We start from the raw sequence: 25,095 nt of genomic DNA on the forward strand, positions 1-25,095 counted from the left end.
CAGCCCACAAGACAATCGTATTCGTCCAGTTTGGCGGCTACCCGTCGGGGTCAAGTCCCTTTAAACGCAGCGGGTTTAGATGTTACCAGTTCCGTAGGATTTTAAAGGGAAATGACCCCTTAGTCCCATTGCCTGATTCCCGTCGTTCCTCCGTTCATACAGGCCTACGTTCAATCGGTGTTTTCGATGATTTATAAAGCTTTGAAGCTATAAATATCTTTATTCGATGCAACGAAGTTGCGCGACTTGATGACGTTTCTGAGGCAGTGTTTGATGATATACCTCAATCTACAAAGGCGTTAAACACCTTCCTTAAATGATCGACGTACAAAAGCTTTCCTGTACTACGGAAAAGATACGCTAAAGGTCTTAAAGAGATTTTTTGGTTACTTTTTTATCAATTGAAAAAAGTTACCCGCTCAGCAGAGCGGAATAAAGCTCAGGAATACAAAGCGTTTGAATGGAAGGCACAGAACCAATAACCCCCTCCAGCTCCCCCTTGAAGTAAGGGGGAGAGAAAGGGCAAGTTCAATGCAAAAAAATCTATTTATGGGCAAATGCAGTTTTCGTGCAGTCGTTGTCTATTTTGTCTTTTTCTTCCGCTAGGATTTCATCGGTAAATTGCCCCATGAAGCAGCAGCAGATGCCTTCGCCTATCATGGTGCGTGGCCCCATTGGGTGGCCGATGTGTTTGTAAACCCCGTGGCTGTGGCCATGTCCGTGGTCATGTGAATGACCGTGGCTGTGGGAATGGTCGTGTGTGTGTCCATGCTCATGGGAGTGACCGTGATCATGGCTATGACCGTGGCCATGAGAATGATCGTGTCCGTGTTCATGGGCATGTTCGTGCTCGTGTTCTTTATCAGAAACGGACAAGCCTTGGGTGTCGTCTTGTGGGTCGACGAATTCGGCGTGGTGGTGATGAACATCTACTTCGCCTGCGGCTAGGCGGCGTTTGAAGGAGTTCATTAGGGTTTCTTCACCGGTTTGTAATTCGCCTTGCATGATCTCTTCGACGCGGTTTTGGAAAGCGTCGATGACTCTTGGGTGATCACTCAGGTAAGGCGTTTGGATGAATTCAATCTCTGGGTTTTCTTTGGCGACTTTCTCGACATAGCCTTGAATACGTTTGATCAAGCGGCCAGTAAATAAGAAGTAAGGCGCAACGACGATGCGTTTGTAGCCCAGTTTCATGAGGTTTTCTAAGCCGACGCCCACAGATGGGTAAGTCACACCAGAGTAGACAGTGTCTGCCCAACCAAAGCCCATATTTTCATTGACGATGCGCGTCAGTTTAGCGGCTTCCGCGTTGGCGCCTGTGTCCGATGTGCCACGCCCTACTACAACTAATAAGGTGTCGTAGAGGTTTTCAGGTGGGTTGTTTGGGTCAAGCCCAAGTGACTCATAGATGCGCGCTTGGAAGGCTTCGATCATGTCGTCTTGCAAGCCAAGTTCACGGCCATAGGTAATATGCAGACCGGCGTTTTTTTCTTCGTAAGTGGTTAATACAGAAGGAATGTCATTTTTGGCGTGGGTCGCAGCAAACAGCATGCCCGGCACCGCGTAAATTTCTTCTACGCCTTGGCTTAATAAACTGTTTAAGCCCATGTGAATGTTGGGCGCGGAAAACTCCAAAAAGCCGTACTCAACCGGCAACTCAGGAAAGCGCTCTTTCAAGCCCTTTGCCACTAAGCCAAATTCACGCTCTGCGTCTTTATCACGACTGCCGTGACCACAAATCATAATGCCCTTTTTGGCCTGTTCTGTATTACTCATTGTTTCTCTCTACTTTGTTCGACTCAGCTGGCTCATAGTCTAGCGACCACCAGCAAGATAACCAATGACCTTCTGCCCAAGATCAATGACGTTGCTCTTGCTGCTGATCTAGGTCAAGCAACAAGGATTGAATCTGTTCTCTGTGGCGTTCTGCGTTCTGCCACATACCACGCTGAATGGCTTCTAATAAGCGTTCGCCCATTTCTTCCAATGCATGGGGGTTATTATCGCGCATAAAGGCTTGATTGTCTGGATCAAGAAGCAATCTGTCGGTAACTTGTTCGTATTGATAATCCGCCACTACATCCGTAGTCGCATCGTACGCAAACAAATAATCCACCGTCGCGGTCATTTCAAAGGCGCCTTTATAACCATGACTCTGCATGGCTTCAATCCATTTGGGGTTTAACACCCTAGAGCGCACCACGCGGTTTAGCTCTTCTTTTAAGGTACGTATTTTAGGTGCCGTAGGGTTCGAATGATCGCTGTGGTAAACACTGGGCGCTTGGCCGCTAAACTCGGTGACCGCGTTGGTCATGCCCCCTTGGAACTGGTAATAATCGTCTGAATCAAGAATATCGTGCTCGCGGTTGTCTTGGTTTTGCACAACGGCATCGAGCTGTGACAAGCGTTCGACAAAGGCGGATTTTGCCTCAACGCCCTCCCCTTGGCTGCCGTCGTTATTGGAGCCATAGGCGTAACCACCCCAGTTCACATAGGCTTCGGCTAAGTCGGCTTTGGTGTCCCAACAACGCTCGTCGATCAAGCCTTGCAAGCCTGCCCCATAGGCACCCGGTTTACTGCCAAAGACTCGATACGAAGCTTGACGACTCGCTTGTTCAGCGCTCATTCCTTGGGCTAATAAGGTGCTTTTTCTGGCTTCCACATTAGCGCGAATGGTGTTGCCATTGCCCGGCTCTTCGAACTCGGCGATGGCTTGTACGGCGGCGTCATAAAGACGCATCACATTGGCAAAAGCATCGCGGAAAAAGCCAGACACACGCAAGGTCACATCGACCCGCGGTCGGCCTAATTGCATACAAGAGAGTATTTCAAAATCGGTGACCCGATTGGAGCCCGGCGCCCAAATAGGCCGAACGCCCATCAAAGCAAACGCTTGGGCAATGTCATCACCACCGGTGCGCATGGTGGCGGTGCCCCATACCGACAAACCTAAATCTTTTGGGTAATCCCCTTCTTCTTGCAGGTGCCGCTGGATCAAGGCGTCCGCCGATTTCTGACCAATCGCCCACGCGGCAGGAGAAGGAATCGCGCGATTATCCACGGAGAAAAAGTTACGCCCTGTCGGCAAGGTATCTAAGCGGCCACGGGTCGGCGCACCACTTGGCCCAGGCGGTATAAAACCACCTGCGAGTCCGGTTAATAAGGCTTGAATTTCATTGTGAGCGCTTTGTGTTAACGCCACCATCAGGCTGCGCTTACTGTGCGCTAATAACTCTGCGGTTTGTGGCAAGCTCTGCGCTACCCCGTCCACTGGGTTGTTGCCAATTAAATGGCTCAACACCAAATCTTTGGCCAAGAGTTCCAAGCGCTCTTTGGTGTCTGCATGGGTTCGCCAATCTGCTTTGCTCACCTCAAGCAGCGCTCTTGGTTGATGACCTAACCAAGGTGTGCGCGTGCTTTGCATTGGGTCGAAATTGTCGCGTTGTAAATCTAAATCGGCCATTAAGGCATGCAAAATACCTTTACTGGTAATCTCACTACCACGGGGTAAACGTAACAAGGCAACCAAGGTATCCGCTAATTTATCGTCTTCTGGTAGCTCCCCAAGGCGATGCAAACCATGACGGATCTGCGCTTCTTTGATCTCGCACAAATAAGTATCCAGACCTTCTAGCACGGTTTCTTCAAGCACCGCCCCATCATCCCCCGACTCAATACCAGTCAGCTCTTCTAATAAATGGGTTTCTTGGACTTTCTTTAAAATCTGCTCACGCAGCCAGGTTTCACGGCGCACATCCATGCCCATGGCTTGATAATATTCGTCGACTAAATTTTCCAGTTCCGCCATCTCGCCATAGGTTTCAGAACGGGTCATGGGCGGCATTAAATGATCGATAATCACCGCTTGAGTACGGCGTTTGGCTTGCGCCCCTTCTCCTGGGTCGTTGACGATAAAAGGGTAAAAATGTGGCATAGGGCCAAGGGCAATATCGGGCCAACACTGATCAGACAAGGCGGTGCCTTTGCCCGGTAACCATTCTAGGTTGCCATGTTTGCCCACGTGAACAAAGGCGTCCACCTTGTAGACATGACGCAACCAAAAGTAAAACGCCAAGTAACTGTGAGGTGGAATCAAATCTGGGTCATGGTAATTGGCGGCGAGATCCAAATTAAAACCACGGGCTGGCTGAATCCCAACGAAGGTTTCGCCTAAGCGAATGCCCGCCAACATGATGCGGCGCTGGCCGTTTTGTTCACGGCATTTATGGTCGTCTTCAGGTGGCCCCCAGCGATCCCAAACGGCATTTTGGCAGTCTAACGGCAGCTGGTAAAAATAATGCAGGTAATCTTCCAGCGCCAAGCTTTGCCAACAACCACGCTCGTGTAAGGTGGTTGGGTTATTCGTTACGGCGCCCAGCAAGGCTTCTATTAACGCATTGCCATGCTCAGGAATGTCTTGAATCGGATAGCCTGCGGCTTCGAGTGCGGTTAACAAGTTTACCGTCGATGCGGGAGTGTCTAACCCCACGCCATTGCCAATGCGGCCGTCTTTGGTGGGGTAATTGGCTAACACAAAAGCAATGCGTTTTTCGCGATTGGGCTTGTTGGCTAAAGTCGCATAACGCTTTGCCAGTTCAGCAACAAATTGCGCGCGTTCCAAGTGCAATTCATAACGCACCAAATCCACTTGTGCGAGTTCGTTGTAATGGCTCAAGGCTTTAAAACTGAGCGCTCGGGTAATGATTCGGCCGTCCATTTCTGGCAAAACGATTTGCATCGCCACATCGCGACTGCGTAAGCCTTGAGTTTGTTGTTGCCAATCTTCTTGTGTACTGCCTGACAGAATCAGCTGCAACACAGGAATCGGGGCGGCAAACGCAGATTGGAAATCCGTTGGTTCTGAGGCTAAATCTGGACTGCCCACTCGATTGGCGGCAAACCCCGTGGTGTTTAAAATCACCTTGGCTTGAGTACGCTCGACTAAGGATTCAATCAGCCCAACCGAAAGGTCATCCTTTAAGGAACTCACGGCAACCGCCAATGGCACCAAACCTTGCTGTTCAAGCACACCAATAAGCCCATCGAACATGGCGGTGTTGCCGCTTTGTAAATGAGAGCGATAAAACGCCAAAATCACAACGGCGTGACCATCCGCTATGTTCTGCTGATAAGCTCTTTGCCATTGTGAAAAACCCGACGACTGACCATTGTGGTAGATCAAAGCATTGGGTAAAGGGGCTGGCTCTTGCCACGGCTGCGCCGCTGCAAAATAACGCTCGCTCAGAAAGTAGAATAATTGCTGGCTGTTAGCTTGTCCGCTGTCTCGTAGATAGCGCCACACTCGATGACTGTCTTCTGGTTTCGCCGTAGAAACGTTAAAAAGCGCAGGATCTGGAGTGTCATCGCCTGGGACCATGATCAAGGTACGGCCTTTTTTGGCTTTCGACCAAGCTTGAAGCTGCTGAAAACCATAGGACCAATAATGCTCGCCACCAAGCAGCGAGACAATCACAACCGTGGCGTGATCCAGTACCTTGTGTTCATACAAATCGTAAGCGGCGGGTTTGACCAACTGCATCCAGTTCGCCAAACGAACGCTGGGTAACGAGACACCGTCTGAAGACAGCTGATCGAGTGCGCTACCTAATGCACCGAGCACGCTGTCTGCAGCGGCAAGTATGACCAGCTGCGCCGGTGTTTGACCTAGGTCGACAATGCCTTCATCGTCGACGAATCCGCCCGGTTTGGCTGCTAATAAATGCACGTCTTCTCCGCTTTTCGCTTACGTTTTTTCCGTTCTATTTTGTACAATTCTGACTTATCTAGGTAACTCTATTAAGCGCTTAAAGCATCGTGCAAAATATTTTCGATTTGCTCTTTAGAGATGCCTTTACCAATAAAGACGAGCTGCGTTTGGCGCACTTCTTCCGGCAGCCACAAGCGATCAAAATAACGATCCAAGCGTGTTCCCACGGCTTGAAACACTTGTCGCATCGGCTTGCCATGCACAGCAGCAAACCCTTTAACGCGGAAAATATTGTGCTCTTCGATCAACTGAGTCAGGGTTTCTTGCAATAAGTCAGAAGACACTTCTCCTAAGGTAATCACAAAAGAATCAAAGTGGTCATGGGCATGATCATGGTGTGCACCGTGAGCATGGTGATGATCGTGATGGTTATGCACTTCGTCGATTCGGCTTTCTGTTGCCGCATCAATGCCTAACAACATATCCAACGCCGCTTCACCGTTTTCGATGTACACCGTTTTTACCGTATTGGGCACCGCATGCGTAATGACAGATTGCACACGAGCACGCTCGCCTTCGTCCAGCAAATCGTTTTTACTCACCACCACAAGGTCCGCGGCACTTAGCTGATCGTCCAGCAATTCTTGTAGGCTTGGGTCATGATCAAGGCTTTCGTCTGCTTGGCGCTGAGCTTGCACTTGATTTTCATCGTGAGCAAAACGCCCTGCCGCTACCGCTGGGCCATCAACCACTGTGATCACCGCATCGACCGTGCAATATTCTTTAATGCCCGGCCAGTTAAAGGCTTGTACTAATGGCTTAGGCAGGGCCAAGCCACTGGTTTCAATCAAGATGTGGTCGATGTCGCCACGACGTGCAACCAACTGCTCCATCACTGGCAAAAATTCTTCTTCTACTGTGCAGCAGATACAGCCATTGGCCAGTTCATAGAAGCCATCGTCGCTGCGTTGGCTGCTTTCTTGACCTTCTTCGCCTTCAGGGCAGTCAAGAGGACAAGAGCGTAAAATCTCTGAGTCTATGTCTAACTCGCCAAACTCATTGACGATAACAGCAATACGCTTGCCGGCCGCTTGTTTTAATACGTTCGACAGCAAGGTCGTTTTACCACTGCCTAAAAAGCCAGTGACGATCGTTGTTGGGATTTTATTAAGCTGCATAATGAATCCTGCTTTTATTTTTTGTCGTCTTTTTGACGATGGATTTTTCGGAATATATGGGCCTGACTTTTATCGTAAAGATAGGAGTCAGCAAAGTCATCAGTGTCGAGCACCTGACCCACTAAAATAAGGCTCGTTCGAGTAAACTTTTTTTCCCGAACTTTAGCAACAATATCCGCTAACGTGCCGACCACATAATCTTGATCCGGCCAGCTGGTTCGATAACACACAGCCACTGGGCAATCTGCGCCATAATGTGGAATAAGCTCGTCGACAATTTTGTGTATGCGTGTCACACCAAGGTGAATCGCAAGGGTCGCCCCACTTTGCGCCAAGGCAGGCAAACGCTCTCTTTCAGGGAAAGGGGTTTTGCCTTCGTAACGCGTCATGATGACGGTTTGTGATACACCAGACAGAGTTAACTCTTTTTTCAGCATGGCCGCAGACGCCGCCACCGCACTCACGCCCGGTATCACTTCATAATCAATGTCTAAGACTTCAAGACGACGAATTTGTTCACCAATGGCACCATATAAAGCCGGATCACCACACTGTAAGCGCGCCACATCTTTGCCTTCTTGCGCCGCTTTTTCAATCACCGCGGTGGTTTCATCAAGGTTCATTTCTGCGGTGTCGTAAATGGCTTCGGCACTGTCACGCACACTGTCGATAACTTGCGTAGGAATCAAAGAACCCGCATACAAAACAACAGGACAGCGTTCCATGGTTTTGACGGCCTTGATCGTCATCAAATCTGGGTCGCCTGGGCCTGCGCCAATAAAGTAAACCGTCATCTCACTTCCTTAAATATAATCAGCATTACAGCTTTTTAGAATAGCCGCGCGGTGTGTAAATCCACTGTTTTTCGGCATTCACTATGTGTTTAGTGTCTGAGTTACCCACGCTCACCATAGTAAACATGTCTACGTCTTTGGCGTCTAATTCACCAAGCGTAGTAAAGGTAATCTCCTCTTCTGGGCGAGTTAACTGGCGACCAATCATCACCGGGGTGCTGGCAGGTCGGTATTGAAGCAACACATCACGGGCGTGATTTAATTGCCAATCGCGTTTTTTCGAAACCGGATTGTAAAAGGAGACGACAAAATCCCCCGCGCCACACGCATGAAGACGCTTGTCGATGGTTTCCCATGGGGTTAATAAGTCAGAAAGAGAAATGGTACAGAAGTCATGACCTAGCATGGCGCCTACTCGGCTGGCACCCGCTTGCATGGCAGAAATACCGGGAATGACTTCGATGTCAACATCCAGCCATTCAGGGTGATTTTCTTTGCCTTGAAGTTGCAGGTCCAGCAACTCAAATACCAAGGTCGCCATGGCGTAAATGCCAATGTCGCCACTGGAAATCAGCGCGGTACTCTTGCCCTGTGCCGCTAAGGTAAGCGCAAGACGCGCTCGGCCAATTTCTTCACCAAGCGGTAAATCATGGAAGGTTTTGCCTTCGCTCAGCTCACCTAATAGGTCTAAATAATAGCCGTAGGCTACCCAATCACTGCAGGCGGCCAATGCTTTGGTTGCATTTGGAGCAACCAACCCTAAATCACCTGGGCCCATGCCCATTACAAATAATTTGCTCATTACATCTCTTAAAATGGTCGTGCGTTATCAATACGCGAATCGGACCATTGTACACGTGAAATCGCTAAGAGGAGATGAAAACAGACAAGGTTAACGTGAGAGTTCTTCAGGTAAATGAGCGAAGTCAGCGTCGAATTAAGACTCGACGCGAATAAGCTGACATTTGATTTTAGAAAGATCTTCTATTTCCAAACCGGCTTGCTGACCTTTCACCCAAAAAGACACGTCTTCGCCAAGGTAATGGGCACCAGAAGCGCTAACCGCTCGGGTTAAGTTGTAGGTTTTTTGCTGCCAAAAGATCTGCGCTTCTTCCCCATGAAACATGACTTTTAAAGGCATGCCCGCGCACAGGTAATCCGCAACGTCCGTTTGGCTATCTTCTAGGCTTGGGTAGTCTTCTGCGGGTGGTTTCTCCACCCCACTACAGGCCGTAAGCGCCATCAGAGTGAAACCAGCACACACGCTACCAAGCCATTTTTTATGGGCGGTAATTTTAGAGACTCCGTTCATAAACACTCCTTTCATAAACAATAATCGAGTAGATCAAAAAAGTGGATAGCTCGCATTTTGTAAACGCCAGCTAAGCGGTAAAACCTTGATAATCTTATTTTCGCTCTTTGAAAGCAGAAACAAAAGCGCTTTTACGCTTAGCAAGATGACAATAAAAATGAATCTCCTTAGAAAACATCATCCTAAGCTTTGACACAGCTCTGTAAAAAACCGTATATTGCACATATCGAAACTATTCGATTTCGTTCTCGGGGCGGGGTGAAATTCCCCACCGGCGGTAAAGAATTTTATTCTAAGCCCGCGAGCGCTCATACTGCTGTCAAAGTAGTATGAGGTCAGCAGATCTGGTGTGACTCCAGAGCCGACGGTTACAGTCCGGATGATAGAGAGCGCGTCAGACAATACCTCAAGCAAGGTACGCCTTATGGTGTGCTATCGCCTAGTGTTAGGTACTTCATTTTTGATGAAGTATTTGCCTGTCCGTTCGCCCTGATTCACCTTTATTTGTAGGATTTAAAAATGAATCAGAGCTCAACAACGAATGTTACTGACTTTAACTCAGCAGACCAACGTATCGCATTTATCCATGCTTCTTGGCACACAGACATAGTGCTAAATTGTTTGGAAGGGTTTAAAACGGAATTAGCCGCTCGCGGTTATGACCTAAGCAAAATCGACATCTTCCCTGTTCCAGGTGCTTACGAGATTCCTTTGCAAGCAAAACTGCTTGCGAAAAGCGGCCAATACGCGGCCATTGCTGGCAGCGCACTTGTGGTTGATGGTGGTATCTACCGTCACGATTTTGTCGCTCAAACCGTGTGTAATGCCTTGATGCAAGTACAGCTAGAAACAGAAGTGCCTGTTCTTACTGCGGTACTGACACCTCATAATTTCCATGAGCACGATGAGCATTCTAGCTATTACAGCCGTCACTTTGTGAAGAAAGGCATCGAGCTTGCTAACGCATGCGACATGACGATCCAGCTAACAACTAAGACGAAAAAAGAGCTGCTATAAACCCAGCACTCATTAAGAGTCGCTTGCTCAAACTGTCTCATATCAAGCCTCATTTATGATCGTAAATGAGGCTTTTTTTGCCTTCCACGGAAATAAAAGTGCTTTCTTCCATTGTCTACACTAGGCTGTTTTTCGTCATGCGCGCCGAACCAACACGGCCGTGAATTTGAATAAGACATCACCTTATTAGACGGTGATAAATCATTCTAGCCCGAGATAACCCACCTCCCTCTTATAAAATTCTCCAATAACCTTAATAGTTTCTTTGTTATAGGTTTTCATTTTCAAAAGAGTAATATTTGAAAAATGTGTTTCCAACTCTATCGCAAACTCTGCGGCTCAATATGATAAGGAGATAATAAATGGGCGTGTCCAGCGAACAATTCGATCATAATACGACTTCTTCATCTGATCATCAGATTCAATCTCCCCCAGGTTCTTTTAGATCAAGCAAACCTAGATCATCGGTTAAGCAATGGATTAGCACGCAACTCACCCTCGCTGGCATCACCATTAATGGCAGTAATCCTTGGGACCCTCAGGTGCATAACGACGCTATATGGCCTCGTATCTTACGGCATGGGTCTCTTGGTTTAGGTGAAGCCTATGTAGACGGTTGGTGGGATTGCGAGCAAATTGACGAATTTATTTCCCGCCTTATTGACGCTCAGCTCGATAAAAAAGTCACTGGCCGTTGGGTGACGATACGGCATTGGTTAGCCGCGACTGTGATCAATCGACAATCAGAAAAGCGCGCCTATCAGGTCGGCGAACAACATTACGACGCCGGCAATGATTTGTACCAAGCCATGCTTGATCCGACCATGGCCTACTCTTGTGGCTATTGGCATCAGGCTGAGAACCTCCATCAGGCCCAACTCAATAAACTGCGCCTGATCTGTGAAAAAGCCAAGTTACAAAAAGGGGAATCGGTATTAGAAATTGGTTGTGGTTGGGGAAGTTTTGCTGAGCTTGCCGCAAAAGAGTATGGCGTTAATGTCACCGGCATCACCATTTCAAAAGAGCAAAAGAAACTCGCCGATGAGCGCTGCAAAGGACTGCCGGTCAAGATTGCTCTGCAAGATTACCGAAGCCTAGATGGGCAATACGACAAACTCGTGTCGATTGGCATGTTCGAACATGTTGGCCCTAAAAACTATGATACCTATATGCGAACGGCTCACAGGTTAATGAAAAACGATGGCATCTTCGTGTTACATACCATTGGCAACGCGAAAACCTCAGTGGGAACAGACCCATGGATAGATAAATACATTTTCCGTAATGGCGTCATTCCATCTCTTACCCAGATTAGCGAGGCGGTAGAACCTTATTTTGTGATTGAAGACGTGCATAACTTTGGCCCTGACTATGCAACCACGCTCATGGCATGGCACGATAATTTCGTTGCCGCATGGCCGAGCCTAAAGGAGCAATATAGTGAGCGTTTTTATCGCATGTGGGTGTATTACTTGATGGTCTGTGCCGGGGCATTTCGCAGCCGCTCACTACAACTTTATCAAGTGGTGCTAAGAAAGCGTGTCGACAGATTAGCTCGTTACCAAAGCGTGCGTTAACACGCTGTACAAGGCATCAAGAAAGGCCGTTCGGTGATGGCATTTCTTGATGCGATCTTCCCCCATGAGTCTGAGCGCTTACTCGCCCCTAACGACCCGCTGTTGCAGTGCTTCGTATAGATCGCTGTGTTTATCTGAGGCAATACAAAGGCTCAGCATGTCGTCGATAAAAAACGTCATAGCCCGCCGCTCTATTTGCTGGATGCCTTGCTGTTGCTCAGCGGATAAATTGGCGTATTTAGACGCAGCGCCAAAATCGCCAAATAAAATGTGTCCATCTGGGTTGATCAGCACATTGTGTGCGTATAAGTCACCGTGGGAAATCTCTTTGTCGATAAAGTGCTGCAGCACGGCGTCCATTTGCGCCACAATATAATGAATTTGTTGAATGGAAAAAGCCTGCCCTTGCGTGAAGGTATCTCGTGTACAGCTTGCTAAACTCGGCGGCTGACCAAGGTTTTGATAGTGTTCAGGAATCAACTCCATCAACAAAGCGGAACAATCAGCTTGGTCAATTTGCGCTAATGGCTTCACAATATTGTCATGGACCCCTATAGATAGACAGGCATCCAATTCATCCTCAGGATACCCATCGCTGGTTACCTCACCTTTAAATACCTTCACAGCAATGCTATCAGGAAATCCATAAGGGTTACGCTGCCAAGTCGCTTTAGAAATCACCCCAGATGCCCCCTGACCTAATACCTGATGCAAGATCAAATCTTCGGCAGCGACCGTTTTAAACTCTGGATGATAATGGCGATCCGCACAAAAAGGGTTGCCCGAAAACGCCAACCACGCCAATTTCGGCAAGCTTAATAAAGCGTCTGGAAAGGAGGACAGCTTATTCGCCGACAAGCGGATCAACTCTAGGTTCTGGCAATGTCTAATGGACTCTGGAATATCACGCAATTGGTTGCCCGCTAACGCCAACTTTTGCAAGCGTGGTAACAAGCCTATTTCCTCTGGCAAGGTTTCAATTTGGTTATCCGTCAAAATCAACCAGCGGGTAATGCGCGGCAAAGCCGCCCCGGAAACCTTACGAATCTGATTGCTCTTAAAGCCAATCATTTCGAGCTTAGGGCAAGAACCAAGCACTTCTGGCAACTCAGTAAATTGATTATTTGAGCAAAACAAGATCTTTAAATTACTCAATCTTGCCAGGTCATCAGGTAAGCTAGTGAGTGCATTATTCGATAAATCAAGAATCTCTAAGCTATCCGCCAATGAATAAATAGCCTCAGGAAATTCGCTGAGATTTTCCGCTAGCTGTAAGCGTTTAACGCCCTTTAATGCACCGCTATTAAGTTGTTGAAGTGTCTGCAAAACCATCTACCCAAAATAAAATTGCCACCATTATAGCGACAAAAAAGCCGAGCGACAGGCTCGGCTTTGATAACACAGAAGACGCCTTAATTATTCGGCTTTTTTGGCAATGCGATAGGCGTGCAACAAGGGCTCGGTGTAACCCGATGGTTGAGACTTCCCTTTAAAAACAAGATCACACGCAGCCTTAAAGGCAATGCCATCAAAACCTGGCGCCATGCGTTGATAAGCAGGGTCATCGGCATTTTGTTGGTCTACGATCGCGGCCATGCGCTTTAAAGCCTCCATCACTTGCTCTGGGCTACACACCCCATGTTCTAACCAGTTGGCCAGATGCTGCGACGAAATACGCAAGGTGGCGCGGTCTTCCATTAAGCCCACATTATTAATGTCGGGGACTTTAGAGCAGCCCACGCCTTGGTCTATCCAGCGAACCACATACCCTAATATCCCTTGAGCGTTGTTATCTAGCTCAAATTTGATCTGCTCTGCAGTGAGTGCGCTTGGGTCGTCCATTAAAGGAATCTGCAAAATATCATCAAGCTTGGCTCGTGCCCGCGAGGCCAATGTGTGTTGCTGAGCGCGCACATTTACTGTGTGATAGTGGGTACTATGAAGCGTCGCACCATTTGGCGATGGAACCCAAGCCGTGTTGGCGCCAGACAGTGGATGGGCGATTTTTTGCTCTAGCATCGCCGCCATTTCGTCTGGCATGGCCCACATGCCTTTGCCGATCTGCGCCTTGCCTGGCAAACCGCACTCAATGCCAATATCCACATTCCAATCCTCGTACGCTTGAATCCAAGCCTGCTGTTTCATGATGGATTTTGGTACGAACGCCCCCGCCAACATGGATGTGTGGATTTCATCGCCAGTGCGATCAAGGAAACCGGTATTAATAAACACCACTCGCTCACTGGCCGCGCGAATGCATTCTTTCAAATTCACCGTGGTGCGGCGCTCTTCGTCCATGATGCCGATTTTTAATGTGTTGCGTTTGAGCTGTAAGACTTCCTCTATACGAGCAAATAATTCAACCGCAAAAGCGACCTCTTCCGGGCCGTGCATTTTAGGCTTCACTATATTAACGCTGCCGGCACGACTGTTTTTGCGAGCGGTGGTGCCATTCAGGTCATGCATTGCAGCGTAAGCGCAGATAAAGCCATCCATAATGCCTTCAGGCACTTCATTGCCTTCTCTATCGACAATCGCTGAATTTGTCATTAAATGACCGACATTACGAATAAACAACAAACTACGACCAGGCAAGGTCAATGACTCACCAGAGGGGGTTAAATAACTGCGATCAGGGTTCATTATGCGAGTGACCGTTTGGCCACCTTTTTCAAATTGATCCTGTAAGGTGCCCTTCATTAAGCCCAACCAATTACGGTACACCTCAATTTTGTCTTCTGCGTCCACCGCCGCAATCGAGTCTTCGCAATCCATAATGGTGGTGATCGCCGCTTCAACCAATAAATCCTTCACACAGGCTTTATCGGTTTTGCCGACAGGCGAGCTTGCGTCGATCTGGATCTCTATATACAGACCATTGTTTTTTAATAAAATGGCCGTTGGCGCGGACTCGGTTCCGTTAAACCCTACGAACTTATCTGCTTCTACTAAGCCTACTCGTTCACCAGACGATAAAGTCACAACCAGCTCGGCGTTGTCTACTTGGTAGGCGGTTGCATCACGATGAGAGGCATCGATCAGCGGTGCTGCTTGGTCTAATAAATGACGCCCAAAAGCAATGACCTTGTCGCCACGAATGGGATTGTAAGCATTCGTTCTCTCGGCGCCATCACTCTCAGGAATGGCGTCCGTGCCATAAAGTGCATCGTATAAGCTTCCCCAACGAGCATTAGCGGCGTTTAATGCAAAGCGCGCATTTTTAAGCGGTACAACCAGTTGGGGACCTGCTTGTTCAGCCACCTCTTCGTCTACATTTTGTGTGCTGACCTTAAAGGCGGCCCCTTCTGGCAACAGATAGCCAATCTCTTTTAAAAAGGTTTTATACGCCGTGGCATTCTCAGCCGACCAGTTATGCGTTAAGTGCCATTCGTCTATCTGAGTTTGTAAGGTATCGCGCTTGGCCAATAAGGCTTTATTTTTAGGAGCAAGGTCATTTAACGTGGCTTCAAACCCTTCCCAAAAGGCGGTCGGACTGATGCCTGTGCCTGGGGCTATTTCTTCCTTCACCAAATGCCATAGACCTTGCGCTATGCTCAAACCACCTTGCTGGATTCGTGTCGACATACCTTTTTCCTTATTATTAAACCGCAGATGAATTATTTATATCACTTTAGCAAAGACTGAAACACTTGTAACAACCTCAAAAGTAAAAAAACTTTCCCCTCTTTGTTCATGCAGCGCTGTCATAAAGTATGAATAAACAGTCATATAACGCGCTCAATAACTCGATATTTTCCTATTTAAGCACCACAAAAACACCGTGAAACACATTAGAAAGCATTCAGTCGTCATTTTTTTTGCAAGGTTACAAGTGAACTAAAAACACTGGAAAACGTTATTTTTATTTAATTAAATCAACACTTTAAGTTTAACCCAATAATGAAACAAGCCCATTCTAGGTATTCCTAGCGTAAAAAAACATGACAAAAAAAACCGTTAATCGTCTTTGGTAACCAAACTGTCATAAACCTTGTGCAATATGTCTCTCCAGACAAGGGTGATCAGAAAAACATTCATTGTCTAGCACATAAAGATGAGAAGAGGTGAAGGACAATACTGTCTTACATCTCAGTTTAAAGAATGATAATTCACACTGAACACAAAGAGGATACACTCTCATGAAACGCATTTTTGCAAGCTTGGTTGTCTGCGCTGCAGCAAACGCTCTGACAGCAACATCAGCTTTCGCTGCCGATCACATCACTGGTGCTGGTGCAACTTTCCCATACCCTGTCTATTCTAAGTGGGCACAATCATACAACAAAGAAACTGGCGCTCAGCTTAACTACCAAGCAATTGGTTCTGGCGGCGGTATCAAGCAAATCACAGCAAAAACAGTCGACTTCGGTGCTTCTGACAAGCCATTGAAAGCAAGCGTGCTAAAAGAAAAAGGCATGATGCAGTTCCCTACTGTTATGGGCGGCATCGTTCCAATCATCAACGTTGTGGGCATTAAGCCGGGCGAAATGGTGCTTGATGGCACAACAATCGCCAACATCTTCTTAGGTAAAATCACTAAGTGGAACGACCCAGAAATCAAAGCGTTGAACCCAGGTGTTAACTTACCAAACAAAAAAATCTCTGTTGTTCACCGCGCTGACGGTTCTGGTACAACATTCAACTTCACTTACTATCTAGCGGACATTTCTGCAGATTGGAAAAACAAAGTAGGTGTGGATGCTTCTGTACAATGGCCTGTTGGTACTGGCGGTAAGGGTAACCAAGGTGTGGCAAACTACGTCTCTCAATTGAAAAACTCAATTGGCTACGTTGAGTACGCTTACGCGCTGCAAAACAACCTAACTTACTCAAAAATGAAGAACAAAGAAGGCAACATAGTATCGCCTACAATGGAATCTTTCCAAGCAGCGGCCGCTGGTGCTGACTGGAAACACGCTGAAGGCTTCTACCTGATTCTTGCTAACCAACCTGGTGCGAATAGCTGGCCGATGACGGCTGCTACCTTCATCCTTCTTCATAAAGAAGTAGAAGACGCAAAAGCGACTCAATCAGTACTTAAGTTCTTTGACTGGGCATACACAAACGGTGATGCTGCAGCAGAAGAGCTACACTACGTACCTTTCCCTGCCAATGTAAAAGCTCTTATCCATGACGCTTGGAAAACAGAGTTGAAAACAACTGGCGGAAAATCCGTATACATGGGCTCTTAAGCGAATGACTAAACCCAACATGACTCTCGTCGAAAACATCAACGCGAAAGCTCATGAAGAGGCCGCTGGATCATTCCAGCGGTCTCCTCGCTTCATGAATGGCGAAGGCTTTAACAGCACATTCAAATGGCTTTCTATCTGTTCAGCTATGTTCATCCTCGTTATTTTGGGTGGCTTCTTTGTCTCCTTAACCATAGGGGCATGGCCAGCCATCAGCAAATTTGGGCTTTCCTTTATTTGGACCTCTACTTGGAACCCAGTAACAGAACAGTTTGGCGCATTACCGGCCATCGCAGGCACACTTATTACGTCTGCTATTGCAATTGTGTTAGCGGTACCTCTTGCGTTTGCTATTGCCATTTACATTACTCAATTGGCACCACGCTGGTTACGCCATCCATTAGGCATTGCCATTGAACTACTGGCCGCAATTCCAAGTATTATTTACGGTATGTGGGGACTTTTCTTCTTCGCACCATTTTTCGCAGAATACATTCAAACGCCGATCATAGATGCGTTTGAAAATGTGCCTTTCCTGTCTACGGTTTTTGCAGGACCGGCAATTGGTATCGGCATGGCAACCGCCGGCATTGTGTTGGCTATTATGATTCTTCCTTTTATTGCCTCCGTGATGCGCGATGTGATTGATACAGTACCAAAACGCTTAAAAGAAAGTGGTTACGCCATTGGGGCAACAGAGTGGGAAGTAACCCGCGCGATCATTATTCCCCATTGTAAAACCGCCATGGCGGGTGCCGTTTTTCTAGGTCTAGGACGTGCCCTTGGTGAAACCATGGCAGTGACCTTTATTATTGGTAACGCGAACCGCATTACAGGCGCTATTTTTGCTCCTGGTAATACCATCGCCTCTACCATTGCCAATGAGTTCCAAGAAGCCTATACAGAAATACATTCTTCTGCATTGATTGCTCTTGGCTTATTGCTGTTCATTATTACCTTCATCGTGCTCGCCATTGCTCGCATGATGCTTAACCGAATCTCATCTTAGGAGTTGTTTGTGAACGCTGTCGTCCAACGTCGTCAACTTGCCAACGTTTTTGCTCGCATACTCATCGTTGCTGCAACCCTATTGGTTTTGGCTTTTTTAGTCTGGATTTGTGCGGTACTGCTCTACCAAGGGTTTTCCGCTTTCAAACCAACCTTGTTTACTGAAATGACACCGCCTCCGGGTGAGTCTGGTGGTTTAGCCAATGCAATCGCTGGTAGTTTCTTATTAGTCGCTGTGGCCATGCTGTTCGCCACCCCAGTCGGATTGCTCGCGGGCACCTACCTTAATGAGTACGGCAAAGGAACCTGGCTGGCGTCTACTGTGCGCTTTGTAAATGATGTATTACTGGCCAAGCCTTCTATTCTTGCGGGTCTTTTTATCTACGAGATTCTCGTCGTCCCTATGGGCGGATTTTCGGGTTGGGCAGGCTCAGCTGCGCTCGCTCTGATTGCGATCCCAGTGGTGGTACGTACCACAGAAGACATGCTAAATCTGGTACCAAACAGCATGCGCGAAGCCGCTTATGCATTGGGCGCAAGCCGCTCGAAAGTGATTATCACCGTTAGCTACCGTGCGGCTCGAGTGGGCATGACCACCGGCATTTTATTGTCCGTCGCTCGTATCGCGGGTGAAACGGCACCGTTACTCTTTACCTCATTGAACAACCAATTCTGGTCGACTGACATGTCTTCGTCGATGGCGAACCTACCTGTCATGATCTTCCAGTTTGCAATGAACCCTTATCCGGATTGGCAAGCCCTTGCGTGGGCCGGTGCATTATTAATCACCTTGACCATCCTTATACTTTCTATTATTTCGCGAGTGGTGCTACGCTCAGCGAATGCACAACATTAATTTTGGAAAAGCCAATGGAAATGACCATGACGCCAGCAGAACTTTTAAACATTGAGTCTAGCCAACCAGAGCTTACCAATGAAGTGGATATTTCGATCCGTGATTTGAACTTTTACTACGGTAATAATCACGCGCTGAAAAACATCAACCTTGAAATTGGCCGTAATGAAACCACTGCGATCATTGGGCCATCTGGTTGTGGTAAATCAACCCTACTGCGTATTCTGAACCGTATTTATACGCTTTACCCAGGCCAAGAAGCCAAAGGGGAAGTCGTGATTGATAACCAGAATATACTCGACCCAAAAGTGAATGTGTCTGCATTACGGGCTCGCGTGGGCATGGTGTTTCAATCACCAACCCCTTTCCCTATGTCGATCTATGACAACATTGCTTATGGTATTCGTCTTTATGAGAAACCATCGCGCCGTGAAATGGACGCTCGAGTCGAAAAGGCCTTGCGCAGTGCCGCACTGTGGGACGAAGTAAAAGACAAGCTACACCAAAGTGGACAAAGCCTGTCTGGCGGTCAGCAACAACGTCTTTGTATTGCCAGAACCATAGCCTTGGAACCTCAAGTACTGTTGCTTGATGAACCAACGTCTGCTCTTGACCCTGTTTCGACGTCTAAGATTGAAGATTTGTTGGACACACTGCGCGACGAGTACACTATCGTTATCGTGACGCACAACATGCAACAAGCGGCTCGCGTCTCTCAGAAGACTGTCTTTATGTACTTGGGTGAAGTGGTCGAAGTGGCCGAAACAGATGAAATGTTTTTGCGTCCTAAAGAAGAACGCACTAAGAATTACATTACCGGTCGTTTCGGTTAATAGAAAAGCACAAGGCGAACCAAAAGGTTCGCCTCTTTCGGCTTGGTCTAGCAGGTCGGACACAGCCTCAGTGATGACACTCAATGTCCTAGCGCAATCTCACACCAGCTCTGCAACAAACTCATGCCTTGAGCAATGCCCATTTCAGCAAAAAAACTCCCCATGACCAAAAGCAAAAGATTGGCACCAATGGTTAGCCAAAACACCACGCGAAAGCGCGTTTTTATGGTCTTATGACGAAAGTATTTTTGCCCGAATAAAGCGCCAGGCCAACCGCCTAAGAACGCCAACCAATGCAGCCTCGATTCCGGTATGCGGCGCTGTTGTTTCTTCGCCGCTCGCTTATCCCAGCCATAAAACGCAAACGCCAATAGGCTCATGATCAAGTACAGAAAGATCCCCACGATAGGCCAAGACAAAGCGCTTCACTCCTAATACTGCATGCTTAAAAAAAGTCGCGTTAGCTCGATGCGAAAGTTCGATGCGCAAGTTCAATGCGAAACTACAACGCCACGCCACGGCGCTTTCTCATCAGAACAACAAAACCAACACCGCCCACAAGGCCGGTCAAAATACCAATCGGCATGTCTTGAGGTGGCATAATGATACGAGCCACTATGTCGGCCACCACCAAGAAAATGGCACCCAGTAAAGCAGACAGAGGCAAGACTTTTCGATAGTCCCCGCCCATCAACAAGCGCACAATGTGAGGCACCATTAACCCGACAAAACCAATCACCCCAGAAAACGCCACCGCTGCACCCGTAAGCAGAGCACAGACGACAATCACGACTATACGAAAACGCTCGACCGGCACACCTAAGGTGCTGGCGGTTTCATCACCTAAGATCATGGCATTCAGATAACGCGCGTTATAAATCAAATAAGCACTGCCCAATACCAAGGCGCTAATCGGAAACCATAATTGTCCCCATTGAGCCAAACCTAAGCCACCCAGCATCCAGAAAATCACTGTGTGAGAGGCCCTATGATCGCCCATAAAGATGAACAGACTCCCAAGTGAGGTGAGAACAAATGCCACCGCCACACCGGCTAAAATCAAGCGTCCAGCACTGTGCGCCACAGCAAAATTGGCCACCAGCAACACCAAAAACATCGCCAGCAAAGCCCCAAGAAAAGCAAACACTGGAACCGTCACAGCCCCTAATACCATGCCAGTGTGCAGCAGCGCTATGATAGCGCCTAACGCCGCACCAGAAGAAATCCCCAGCAAGTGAGGGTCAGCAAGGGGATTACGGGTTACGGATTGCAAAGACGCGCCCACCAGCGCCAAAGACGCCCCAACGGTCGCGGCTAGAATAGTCCGTGGTAAACGAACGGCCCAAACGATGTTCTCACGGCCCATCGACCAATCCGGCAGAAACCAAGTAGGATGTAACCAGGCCAATGACAGCTTATTGGCGATCACTCCCCATACTGTCGATTGCTGAATAGACACTGACCCTACACCGATGGCGAGTCCCATCAAGCCCAGCAATAATATGACCAAGATCACGACCAACATAGGTAAGGGAACATACCCTGACAGCACAGTCGCGCTTCGCGACGCCCGATTCCCCCTTACTTTTGATGACACACCTTTACTCATGAAGCATCACGACGAAATGCCGTCGCCAATCGTTTGATGGCGTCAATATTACGTGGCCCCGGTGTCGCTTCAACGTATTGCAGAACGACAAAGTGTTTGTTCTTAATCGCCGGAATCGATTGCAGCGCTGGATTATGGGTCAGAAAATCAATCTTTTGCTGCGCCGTCACATCGCCGTAATTCACAATAACAATGATATCTGGCGATCTGTCTATCACAGATTCCCAACCCACTTGCGCCCAGCTTTTCTTCACATCGTCGGCGACGTTCACGCCTCCCGCGGCTTCAATGAGCGCCGTTGGCATACCATAACGACCTGCGGTAAAAGGCTGCTCTTCACCTGAGTCATAAACAAACACTTTAGGCGCGTGTTTTAGTGGCTTTAAACTCGCTTGAAACGCGGCTAACTCTTTTTGGTAACCCGACACCAAGGCTTTGGCTCGTGTTTCAACATTGAAAATGTTGCCTAAATTTAATAGGTCTGTATACAGATCGTCCATCGAGACTTTCGGCTTGTGCATGATATGAATACAGCTTTCAGTTAGCTCATACACGTTAATACCCAATGGCGCTAAGGTGGCTGGTGTCACGCCGCCACCGACTCGCATACCATAGTTCCAACCGGCAAAATAAAAGTCGGCATCGGCGCCTAACAGCACCTCTTTACTCGGGTACTTGGGCGACAATTCTGGCAGTTTACCAACCCCTTTTCTTAAGGTTGGATCAAGTGTTTTCCAGCCAGAAACCCCTGTGTATCCCACCATATGGTCACGTAATTTCAGCGCTAGCATCATCTCTGTGAGATTAACATCATTGGCTACCGCCGCTTGCGGTGCTCGCTCAAAGGTGACGCTTCTATTGCAGCTTTGCACCTGTACTGGGTAATGCGCCGCTTGGGCAATATTGACAAAAAATGCGCTGGCTAACGCCCCTGCCGTCAATATAAAAGGGCGTGCCTTAAATCGGGAAAATACAGTCATCATAAAATTAATCATTCAGGTAAAAAGAAAATCGTGGGCGCTGTGTAATGGGGTGTTTATCTATCACGGTTTCCACATCAAACACTTGTCTGATGCGACAAGAAGAAAAAACGTTATCCGGCGTATCAAACGCCTCTAAACGCCCTTCTTTCATCACCATCACTCGGTCTGCATACGCAGACGCCAGCGCCAAATCATGCAGCGATACGATCACAGTACAAGGCAAGGTCGCAATCAATGCCAGCACATCAAGCTGATGACGAATGTCTAAATGGTTCGTCGGCTCATCCAGCACCAATACATCGGGCTGTTGCACTAATGCCCGCGCAATGCGAACTCGCTGGCGCTCACCGCCAGATAAAGAACTAAAATCACGCTGGGCAAGGGGCAAAACATCCAGCCAATCTAAGGCACTTTCTATAAGCTGAATATCTTGATCCGAACGTCCCCATGAACGGCTATTGGGTGTCAGCCCGACTTCCACCATTTCAAATACGCTCAAACCAAAGTCTGCGCCTGAGTCTTGTAATACGGTGGCAATGCGTTTCGCGCTTTGTTTGGCGGGTAAACGCCAAATGTCTTCGCCATCTAATAAGACTCGACCCGTGGTGGGTTTATTCACCCGATACAAACAGCGCAATAAACTGGTTTTTCCCGAGCCGTTAGGACCAACGACCGCCACAAATTCTCCCGCATTGATCGTGGCATCGATGGGTTTGAGGACCGATTGCCCTGCAACAGGCGACCAAGAGACTTGCTCTAATTGAACCGTCGCAGGGCGGCTTGCTAAAAAATACGACGCTTCGGCCGGTTTCATTTCATCAGACACAACATAATCCAATCTGGTGGCAGCCTCGATCAACACGCCATACTAACAAGACGCGTTTCTGATCGACCGAGCACTTCATAAAAAACAGAGACTATACGGGGTGTAGAATAGAGGGACAAGTCATTCTGGTTGCGCGCTTTTCATCTTAACATGCCGTATTTCACAGCACGTTTTGGAATCGCCAGATCGTGTGCTTATTTTTTGGCGAAAAAGACCTCATGGCGAGCATTAGGTGCCAAAGATATATCCGCATGGGTAGGCTGTAAGCCAGAACAATGCCTTAACTCCGCCACCATTTTCCTATTAAAAGCATGAATATTCACATCCGCTAAATAGTCATTGACTGGCATCCAGCAGGCGTCCGCCACTTCTTCGGTGTCGGTAATGACAATGCGTTCATCGAGGGCGGTTAAGCGGCAAACAATATACAAATTAGACTTATCAAACTGCACTGGGTGGCGAGTTCTCAAACCTAACACCGCATCAAATGCGGTACTCACACCGGTTTCTTCTAATACCTCTCGAACCACAGCTTCTTCAATGTTTTCACCTTGCTCAATGTAGCCACCTGGCAACTTATAACCGCGATAATTAGACCAGTTATCACGCATCACCAGCAACTCATCTTTGGCGTTAATAACAATCGCCCCTGTGCCCAATGTGTGGGTTGGTGAGAAAGGCGCATAACTTGTCTCATCGATTCGGCAAATCATGGTTAATGATTCTTCGTTGCAGTTATGAAAGACAAAATCATGCTGAGCAAGAAACGGCACAAAAGCGCTTTGGACTCGGTCAAGCGTCACCCAAATAAGGCGAAAACTCCCTTCTTTTGCTTTTTCCAACAATGAAACTAAACCTTGCTCAAACGCATTTTGATCATTAGGCAAAGCCTTCGCGTCGATAATGATGCCACCAAAAGTATCCATTTGATGGGACAGAATGAACGACATAATGGGTCCTTAGAAAGGGAATAAAATAACACTCGTCATGGGCTATCAGTGATAACCTGTATTAACAAGAATGTGTGGGAAATCAGAAACAATGGAAAAGCTGCGTGTCCTTAAAAAAGAGGCAAGCGTGGTAAAATTCTCACGCCTACTACAGCCCCAAAGCTCTCTTCAAACACATCTACGGAGGAATCTTAAGCATAGATGAAAAGAAGGCTTTTTCCAGTTTTAGGCGCGCGCACTTCATCAGCACGCCTAAATAACTCAACCATAAGCCACGCGTATTGAGCTAAAACTCACTCAACACCATTAACTCAACGCAGCCAAGGCCAGCGCTCACCAGACTATGCTGGGCGCTCATCGTATTGTGGAACATCGTCGGCAATCGTATCCCATTCGGCTTTCGATGCCGCAAAAATATGCATCGCAGGACGCCTTTCTATCTGAGTATCTAATGTGCCAATGCGCAATCGTAATAACTCAGGCTGACTAGGGCGACGACTATAAAGTGGTGACGCACATCGAGTACAAAAAGTCCGAAACACGCCTGGCGTAGATTCGTATTCCCCTACCAAGGACTCGCCTTCTAGAAACACAAAGGCCTCAGTTGGAATCGCCGCATTGGTGGCAAACGCAGTGCCATTCGCTTTACGACATTTTTGACAATGGCATTGCATAATAGCCCCCAGTTCACTACGAACTTCGTACTGAATACCATGACACAAACAACTACCTTTCAATACCGTGCTCATCGCGTCTCCTCCTAGTCTTAATCGATTATTTTATTTGTTAAGTGCATAAATAAGCTGACAACCATGACGAACTTCTAGCCCTTCACGATCCGCTTTCCGAAGGCCTTTGACAACCAAACTGTATGAGTTATCAATCATACGTTCAATTTCTCCCATCGGTAAAGAGCCATCTAACAGCACGGTATTCCAATGACGTTTATTCATATGGTAGCCCGCACTGACAGCACTAAAAATATCCCTTAGTTGGCGCGCTTCTTCAGGGTCGCATTTTAAATTAATCGCGCTTTGTCCTTGGCGCACCATGCACAGAGCAAACATCTTCTGCTGCACTTTAACCACCATGGCGTCTGGCCCAAAGGGATACTCTTCCACCGCTTCAGGCTTAGACAATAAATAGCGTTTTATCGCCGCATCAAGCATCAGAGCCTCTATTTGAAAATGACCATAAGCGGTGATGCTACCTTGTTTTTAGCGGGAGTTAAAAACAAAAATGCCTTTGCACTG

The 25,095-nt window shown here is 47.7% G+C and carries 21 protein-coding genes and 1 riboswitch; of the genes, 6 read left to right on the forward strand and 15 right to left on the reverse strand.

Annotation, left to right across the window (positions count from 1 at the left end; all coding sequences use genetic code 11):
* Window positions 1-543: 543 nt before the first annotated feature.
* From ACIGBN_RS05715 to ACIGBN_RS05740, 6 genes are all read right to left on the reverse strand, one after another.
* Entirely contained in the window at window positions 544-1,776 is a 1,233-nt protein-coding gene (locus ACIGBN_RS05715) for a sirohydrochlorin chelatase (protein WP_396664168.1), read from the reverse strand.
* An 82-nt stretch (window positions 1,777-1,858) separates the two neighbouring features.
* The gene (cobN, locus tag ACIGBN_RS05720) at window positions 1,859-5,725 is read right to left on the reverse strand and encodes a cobaltochelatase subunit CobN (protein ID WP_396664170.1); all 3,867 of its coding nucleotides are present in this window, start codon (window positions 5,723-5,725) and stop codon (window positions 1,859-1,861) included.
* 71 nt (window positions 5,726-5,796) lie between these two features.
* Window positions 5,797-6,885, reverse strand: a complete 1,089-nt coding sequence (gene cobW / locus ACIGBN_RS05725) for a cobalamin biosynthesis protein CobW (protein ID WP_341567759.1) — start codon at window positions 6,883-6,885, stop codon at window positions 5,797-5,799.
* A 14-nt stretch (window positions 6,886-6,899) separates the two neighbouring features.
* A complete protein-coding gene (gene cobM / locus ACIGBN_RS05730; RefSeq protein WP_396664172.1) occupies window positions 6,900-7,679 on the reverse strand; it encodes a precorrin-4 C(11)-methyltransferase in 780 nt (259 codons plus the stop codon).
* A 25-nt stretch (window positions 7,680-7,704) separates the two neighbouring features.
* Window positions 7,705-8,481 (reverse strand): precorrin-3B C(17)-methyltransferase, encoded by a 777-nt coding sequence (gene cobJ / locus ACIGBN_RS05735; protein WP_396664174.1) that lies wholly within the window; start codon window positions 8,479-8,481, stop codon window positions 7,705-7,707.
* Window positions 8,482-8,616: 135 nt separating this feature from the next.
* Window positions 8,617-8,991 carry an MliC family protein gene (locus tag ACIGBN_RS05740; RefSeq protein ID WP_165942973.1) on the reverse strand — a complete coding sequence of 125 codons (375 nt, stop codon included), beginning with the start codon at window positions 8,989-8,991 and terminating at the stop codon, window positions 8,617-8,619.
* Between the two features lie 240 nt (window positions 8,992-9,231).
* Window positions 9,232-9,386: riboswitch (FMN riboswitch) on the forward strand.
* Between the two features lie 124 nt (window positions 9,387-9,510).
* Between ACIGBN_RS05740 and ACIGBN_RS05745 the strand changes: the two genes are divergently transcribed.
* Together ACIGBN_RS05745 and cfa are read left to right on the forward strand one after the other, a co-directional pair.
* Window positions 9,511-10,008, forward strand: coding sequence for a 6,7-dimethyl-8-ribityllumazine synthase (locus ACIGBN_RS05745; RefSeq protein ID WP_133002854.1), 498 nt, complete (start codon window positions 9,511-9,513; stop codon window positions 10,006-10,008).
* 362 nt (window positions 10,009-10,370) lie between these two features.
* Entirely contained in the window at window positions 10,371-11,585 is a 1,215-nt protein-coding gene (gene cfa / locus ACIGBN_RS05750; protein ID WP_396664177.1) for a cyclopropane fatty acyl phospholipid synthase, read from the forward strand.
* Window positions 11,586-11,663: 78 nt separating this feature from the next.
* Here cfa and ACIGBN_RS05755 read toward each other — a convergent pair whose 3' ends face one another.
* Together ACIGBN_RS05755 and ACIGBN_RS05760 are read right to left on the reverse strand one after the other, a co-directional pair.
* Window positions 11,664-12,911: a leucine-rich repeat domain-containing protein gene (locus tag ACIGBN_RS05755; protein ID WP_396664179.1), complete on the reverse strand. Its 1,248-nt coding sequence runs from the start codon at window positions 12,909-12,911 to the stop codon at window positions 11,664-11,666.
* A 90-nt stretch (window positions 12,912-13,001) separates the two neighbouring features.
* Complete coding sequence (locus ACIGBN_RS05760; RefSeq protein WP_396664181.1) at window positions 13,002-15,170, reverse strand: malate synthase G; 2,169 nt, start codon at window positions 15,168-15,170, stop codon at window positions 13,002-13,004.
* Window positions 15,171-15,724: 554 nt separating this feature from the next.
* Between ACIGBN_RS05760 and pstS the strand changes: the two genes are divergently transcribed.
* The 4 genes from pstS to pstB are packed head-to-tail and all read left to right on the forward strand — an operon-like array spanning window position 15,725 to window position 19,474.
* On the forward strand, window positions 15,725-16,777 hold the full coding sequence (gene pstS / locus ACIGBN_RS05765) for a phosphate ABC transporter substrate-binding protein PstS (RefSeq protein ID WP_133002850.1): 1,053 nt from the start codon (window positions 15,725-15,727) through the stop codon (window positions 16,775-16,777).
* Window positions 16,778-16,781: 4 nt separating this feature from the next.
* Window positions 16,782-17,786 carry a phosphate ABC transporter permease subunit PstC gene (gene pstC, locus ACIGBN_RS05770; protein WP_133002849.1) on the forward strand — a complete coding sequence of 335 codons (1,005 nt, stop codon included), beginning with the start codon at window positions 16,782-16,784 and terminating at the stop codon, window positions 17,784-17,786.
* Window positions 17,787-17,795: 9 nt separating this feature from the next.
* Window positions 17,796-18,641 (forward strand): phosphate ABC transporter permease PstA, encoded by an 846-nt coding sequence (gene pstA, locus ACIGBN_RS05775; protein WP_133002848.1) that lies wholly within the window; start codon window positions 17,796-17,798, stop codon window positions 18,639-18,641.
* Between the two features lie 20 nt (window positions 18,642-18,661).
* Window positions 18,662-19,474, forward strand: a complete 813-nt coding sequence (gene pstB, locus ACIGBN_RS05780; protein ID WP_207923370.1) for a phosphate ABC transporter ATP-binding protein PstB — start codon at window positions 18,662-18,664, stop codon at window positions 19,472-19,474.
* An 80-nt stretch (window positions 19,475-19,554) separates the two neighbouring features.
* Here pstB and ACIGBN_RS05785 read toward each other — a convergent pair whose 3' ends face one another.
* The 7 genes from ACIGBN_RS05785 to ACIGBN_RS05815 all read right to left on the reverse strand — a co-directional run bounded on the left by ACIGBN_RS05785 (window position 19,555) and on the right by ACIGBN_RS05815 (window position 25,011).
* Window positions 19,555-19,893 (reverse strand): DUF1294 domain-containing protein, encoded by a 339-nt coding sequence (locus ACIGBN_RS05785; protein ID WP_396664184.1) that lies wholly within the window; start codon window positions 19,891-19,893, stop codon window positions 19,555-19,557.
* Window positions 19,894-19,976: 83 nt separating this feature from the next.
* Window positions 19,977-21,083 carry an iron ABC transporter permease gene (locus ACIGBN_RS05790; protein WP_133002847.1) on the reverse strand — a complete coding sequence of 369 codons (1,107 nt, stop codon included), beginning with the start codon at window positions 21,081-21,083 and terminating at the stop codon, window positions 19,977-19,979.
* Window positions 21,080-22,066 carry an ABC transporter substrate-binding protein gene (locus tag ACIGBN_RS05795; RefSeq protein ID WP_396664186.1) on the reverse strand — a complete coding sequence of 329 codons (987 nt, stop codon included), beginning with the start codon at window positions 22,064-22,066 and terminating at the stop codon, window positions 21,080-21,082. Before ACIGBN_RS05795 ends, ACIGBN_RS05790 begins: the two co-directional genes overlap by 4 nt.
* 4 nt (window positions 22,067-22,070) lie before the next feature.
* Window positions 22,071-22,892, reverse strand: a complete 822-nt coding sequence (locus ACIGBN_RS05800; protein WP_243711986.1) for an ABC transporter ATP-binding protein — start codon at window positions 22,890-22,892, stop codon at window positions 22,071-22,073.
* Between the two features lie 194 nt (window positions 22,893-23,086).
* On the reverse strand, window positions 23,087-23,842 hold the full coding sequence (locus ACIGBN_RS05805) for an NUDIX domain-containing protein (RefSeq protein WP_133002846.1): 756 nt from the start codon (window positions 23,840-23,842) through the stop codon (window positions 23,087-23,089).
* Window positions 23,843-24,183: 341 nt separating this feature from the next.
* Window positions 24,184-24,591, reverse strand: coding sequence for a GFA family protein (locus ACIGBN_RS05810; RefSeq protein ID WP_133002845.1), 408 nt, complete (start codon window positions 24,589-24,591; stop codon window positions 24,184-24,186).
* Between the two features lie 30 nt (window positions 24,592-24,621).
* On the reverse strand, window positions 24,622-25,011 hold the full coding sequence (locus ACIGBN_RS05815) for an MmcQ/YjbR family DNA-binding protein (protein ID WP_396664189.1): 390 nt from the start codon (window positions 25,009-25,011) through the stop codon (window positions 24,622-24,624).
* Window positions 25,012-25,095: the final 84 nt, after the last annotated feature.

The organism is Marinomonas sp. NPDC078689 (assembly GCF_044542435.1).
Lineage (GTDB): Bacteria > Pseudomonadota > Gammaproteobacteria > Pseudomonadales > Marinomonadaceae > Marinomonas > Marinomonas arenicola.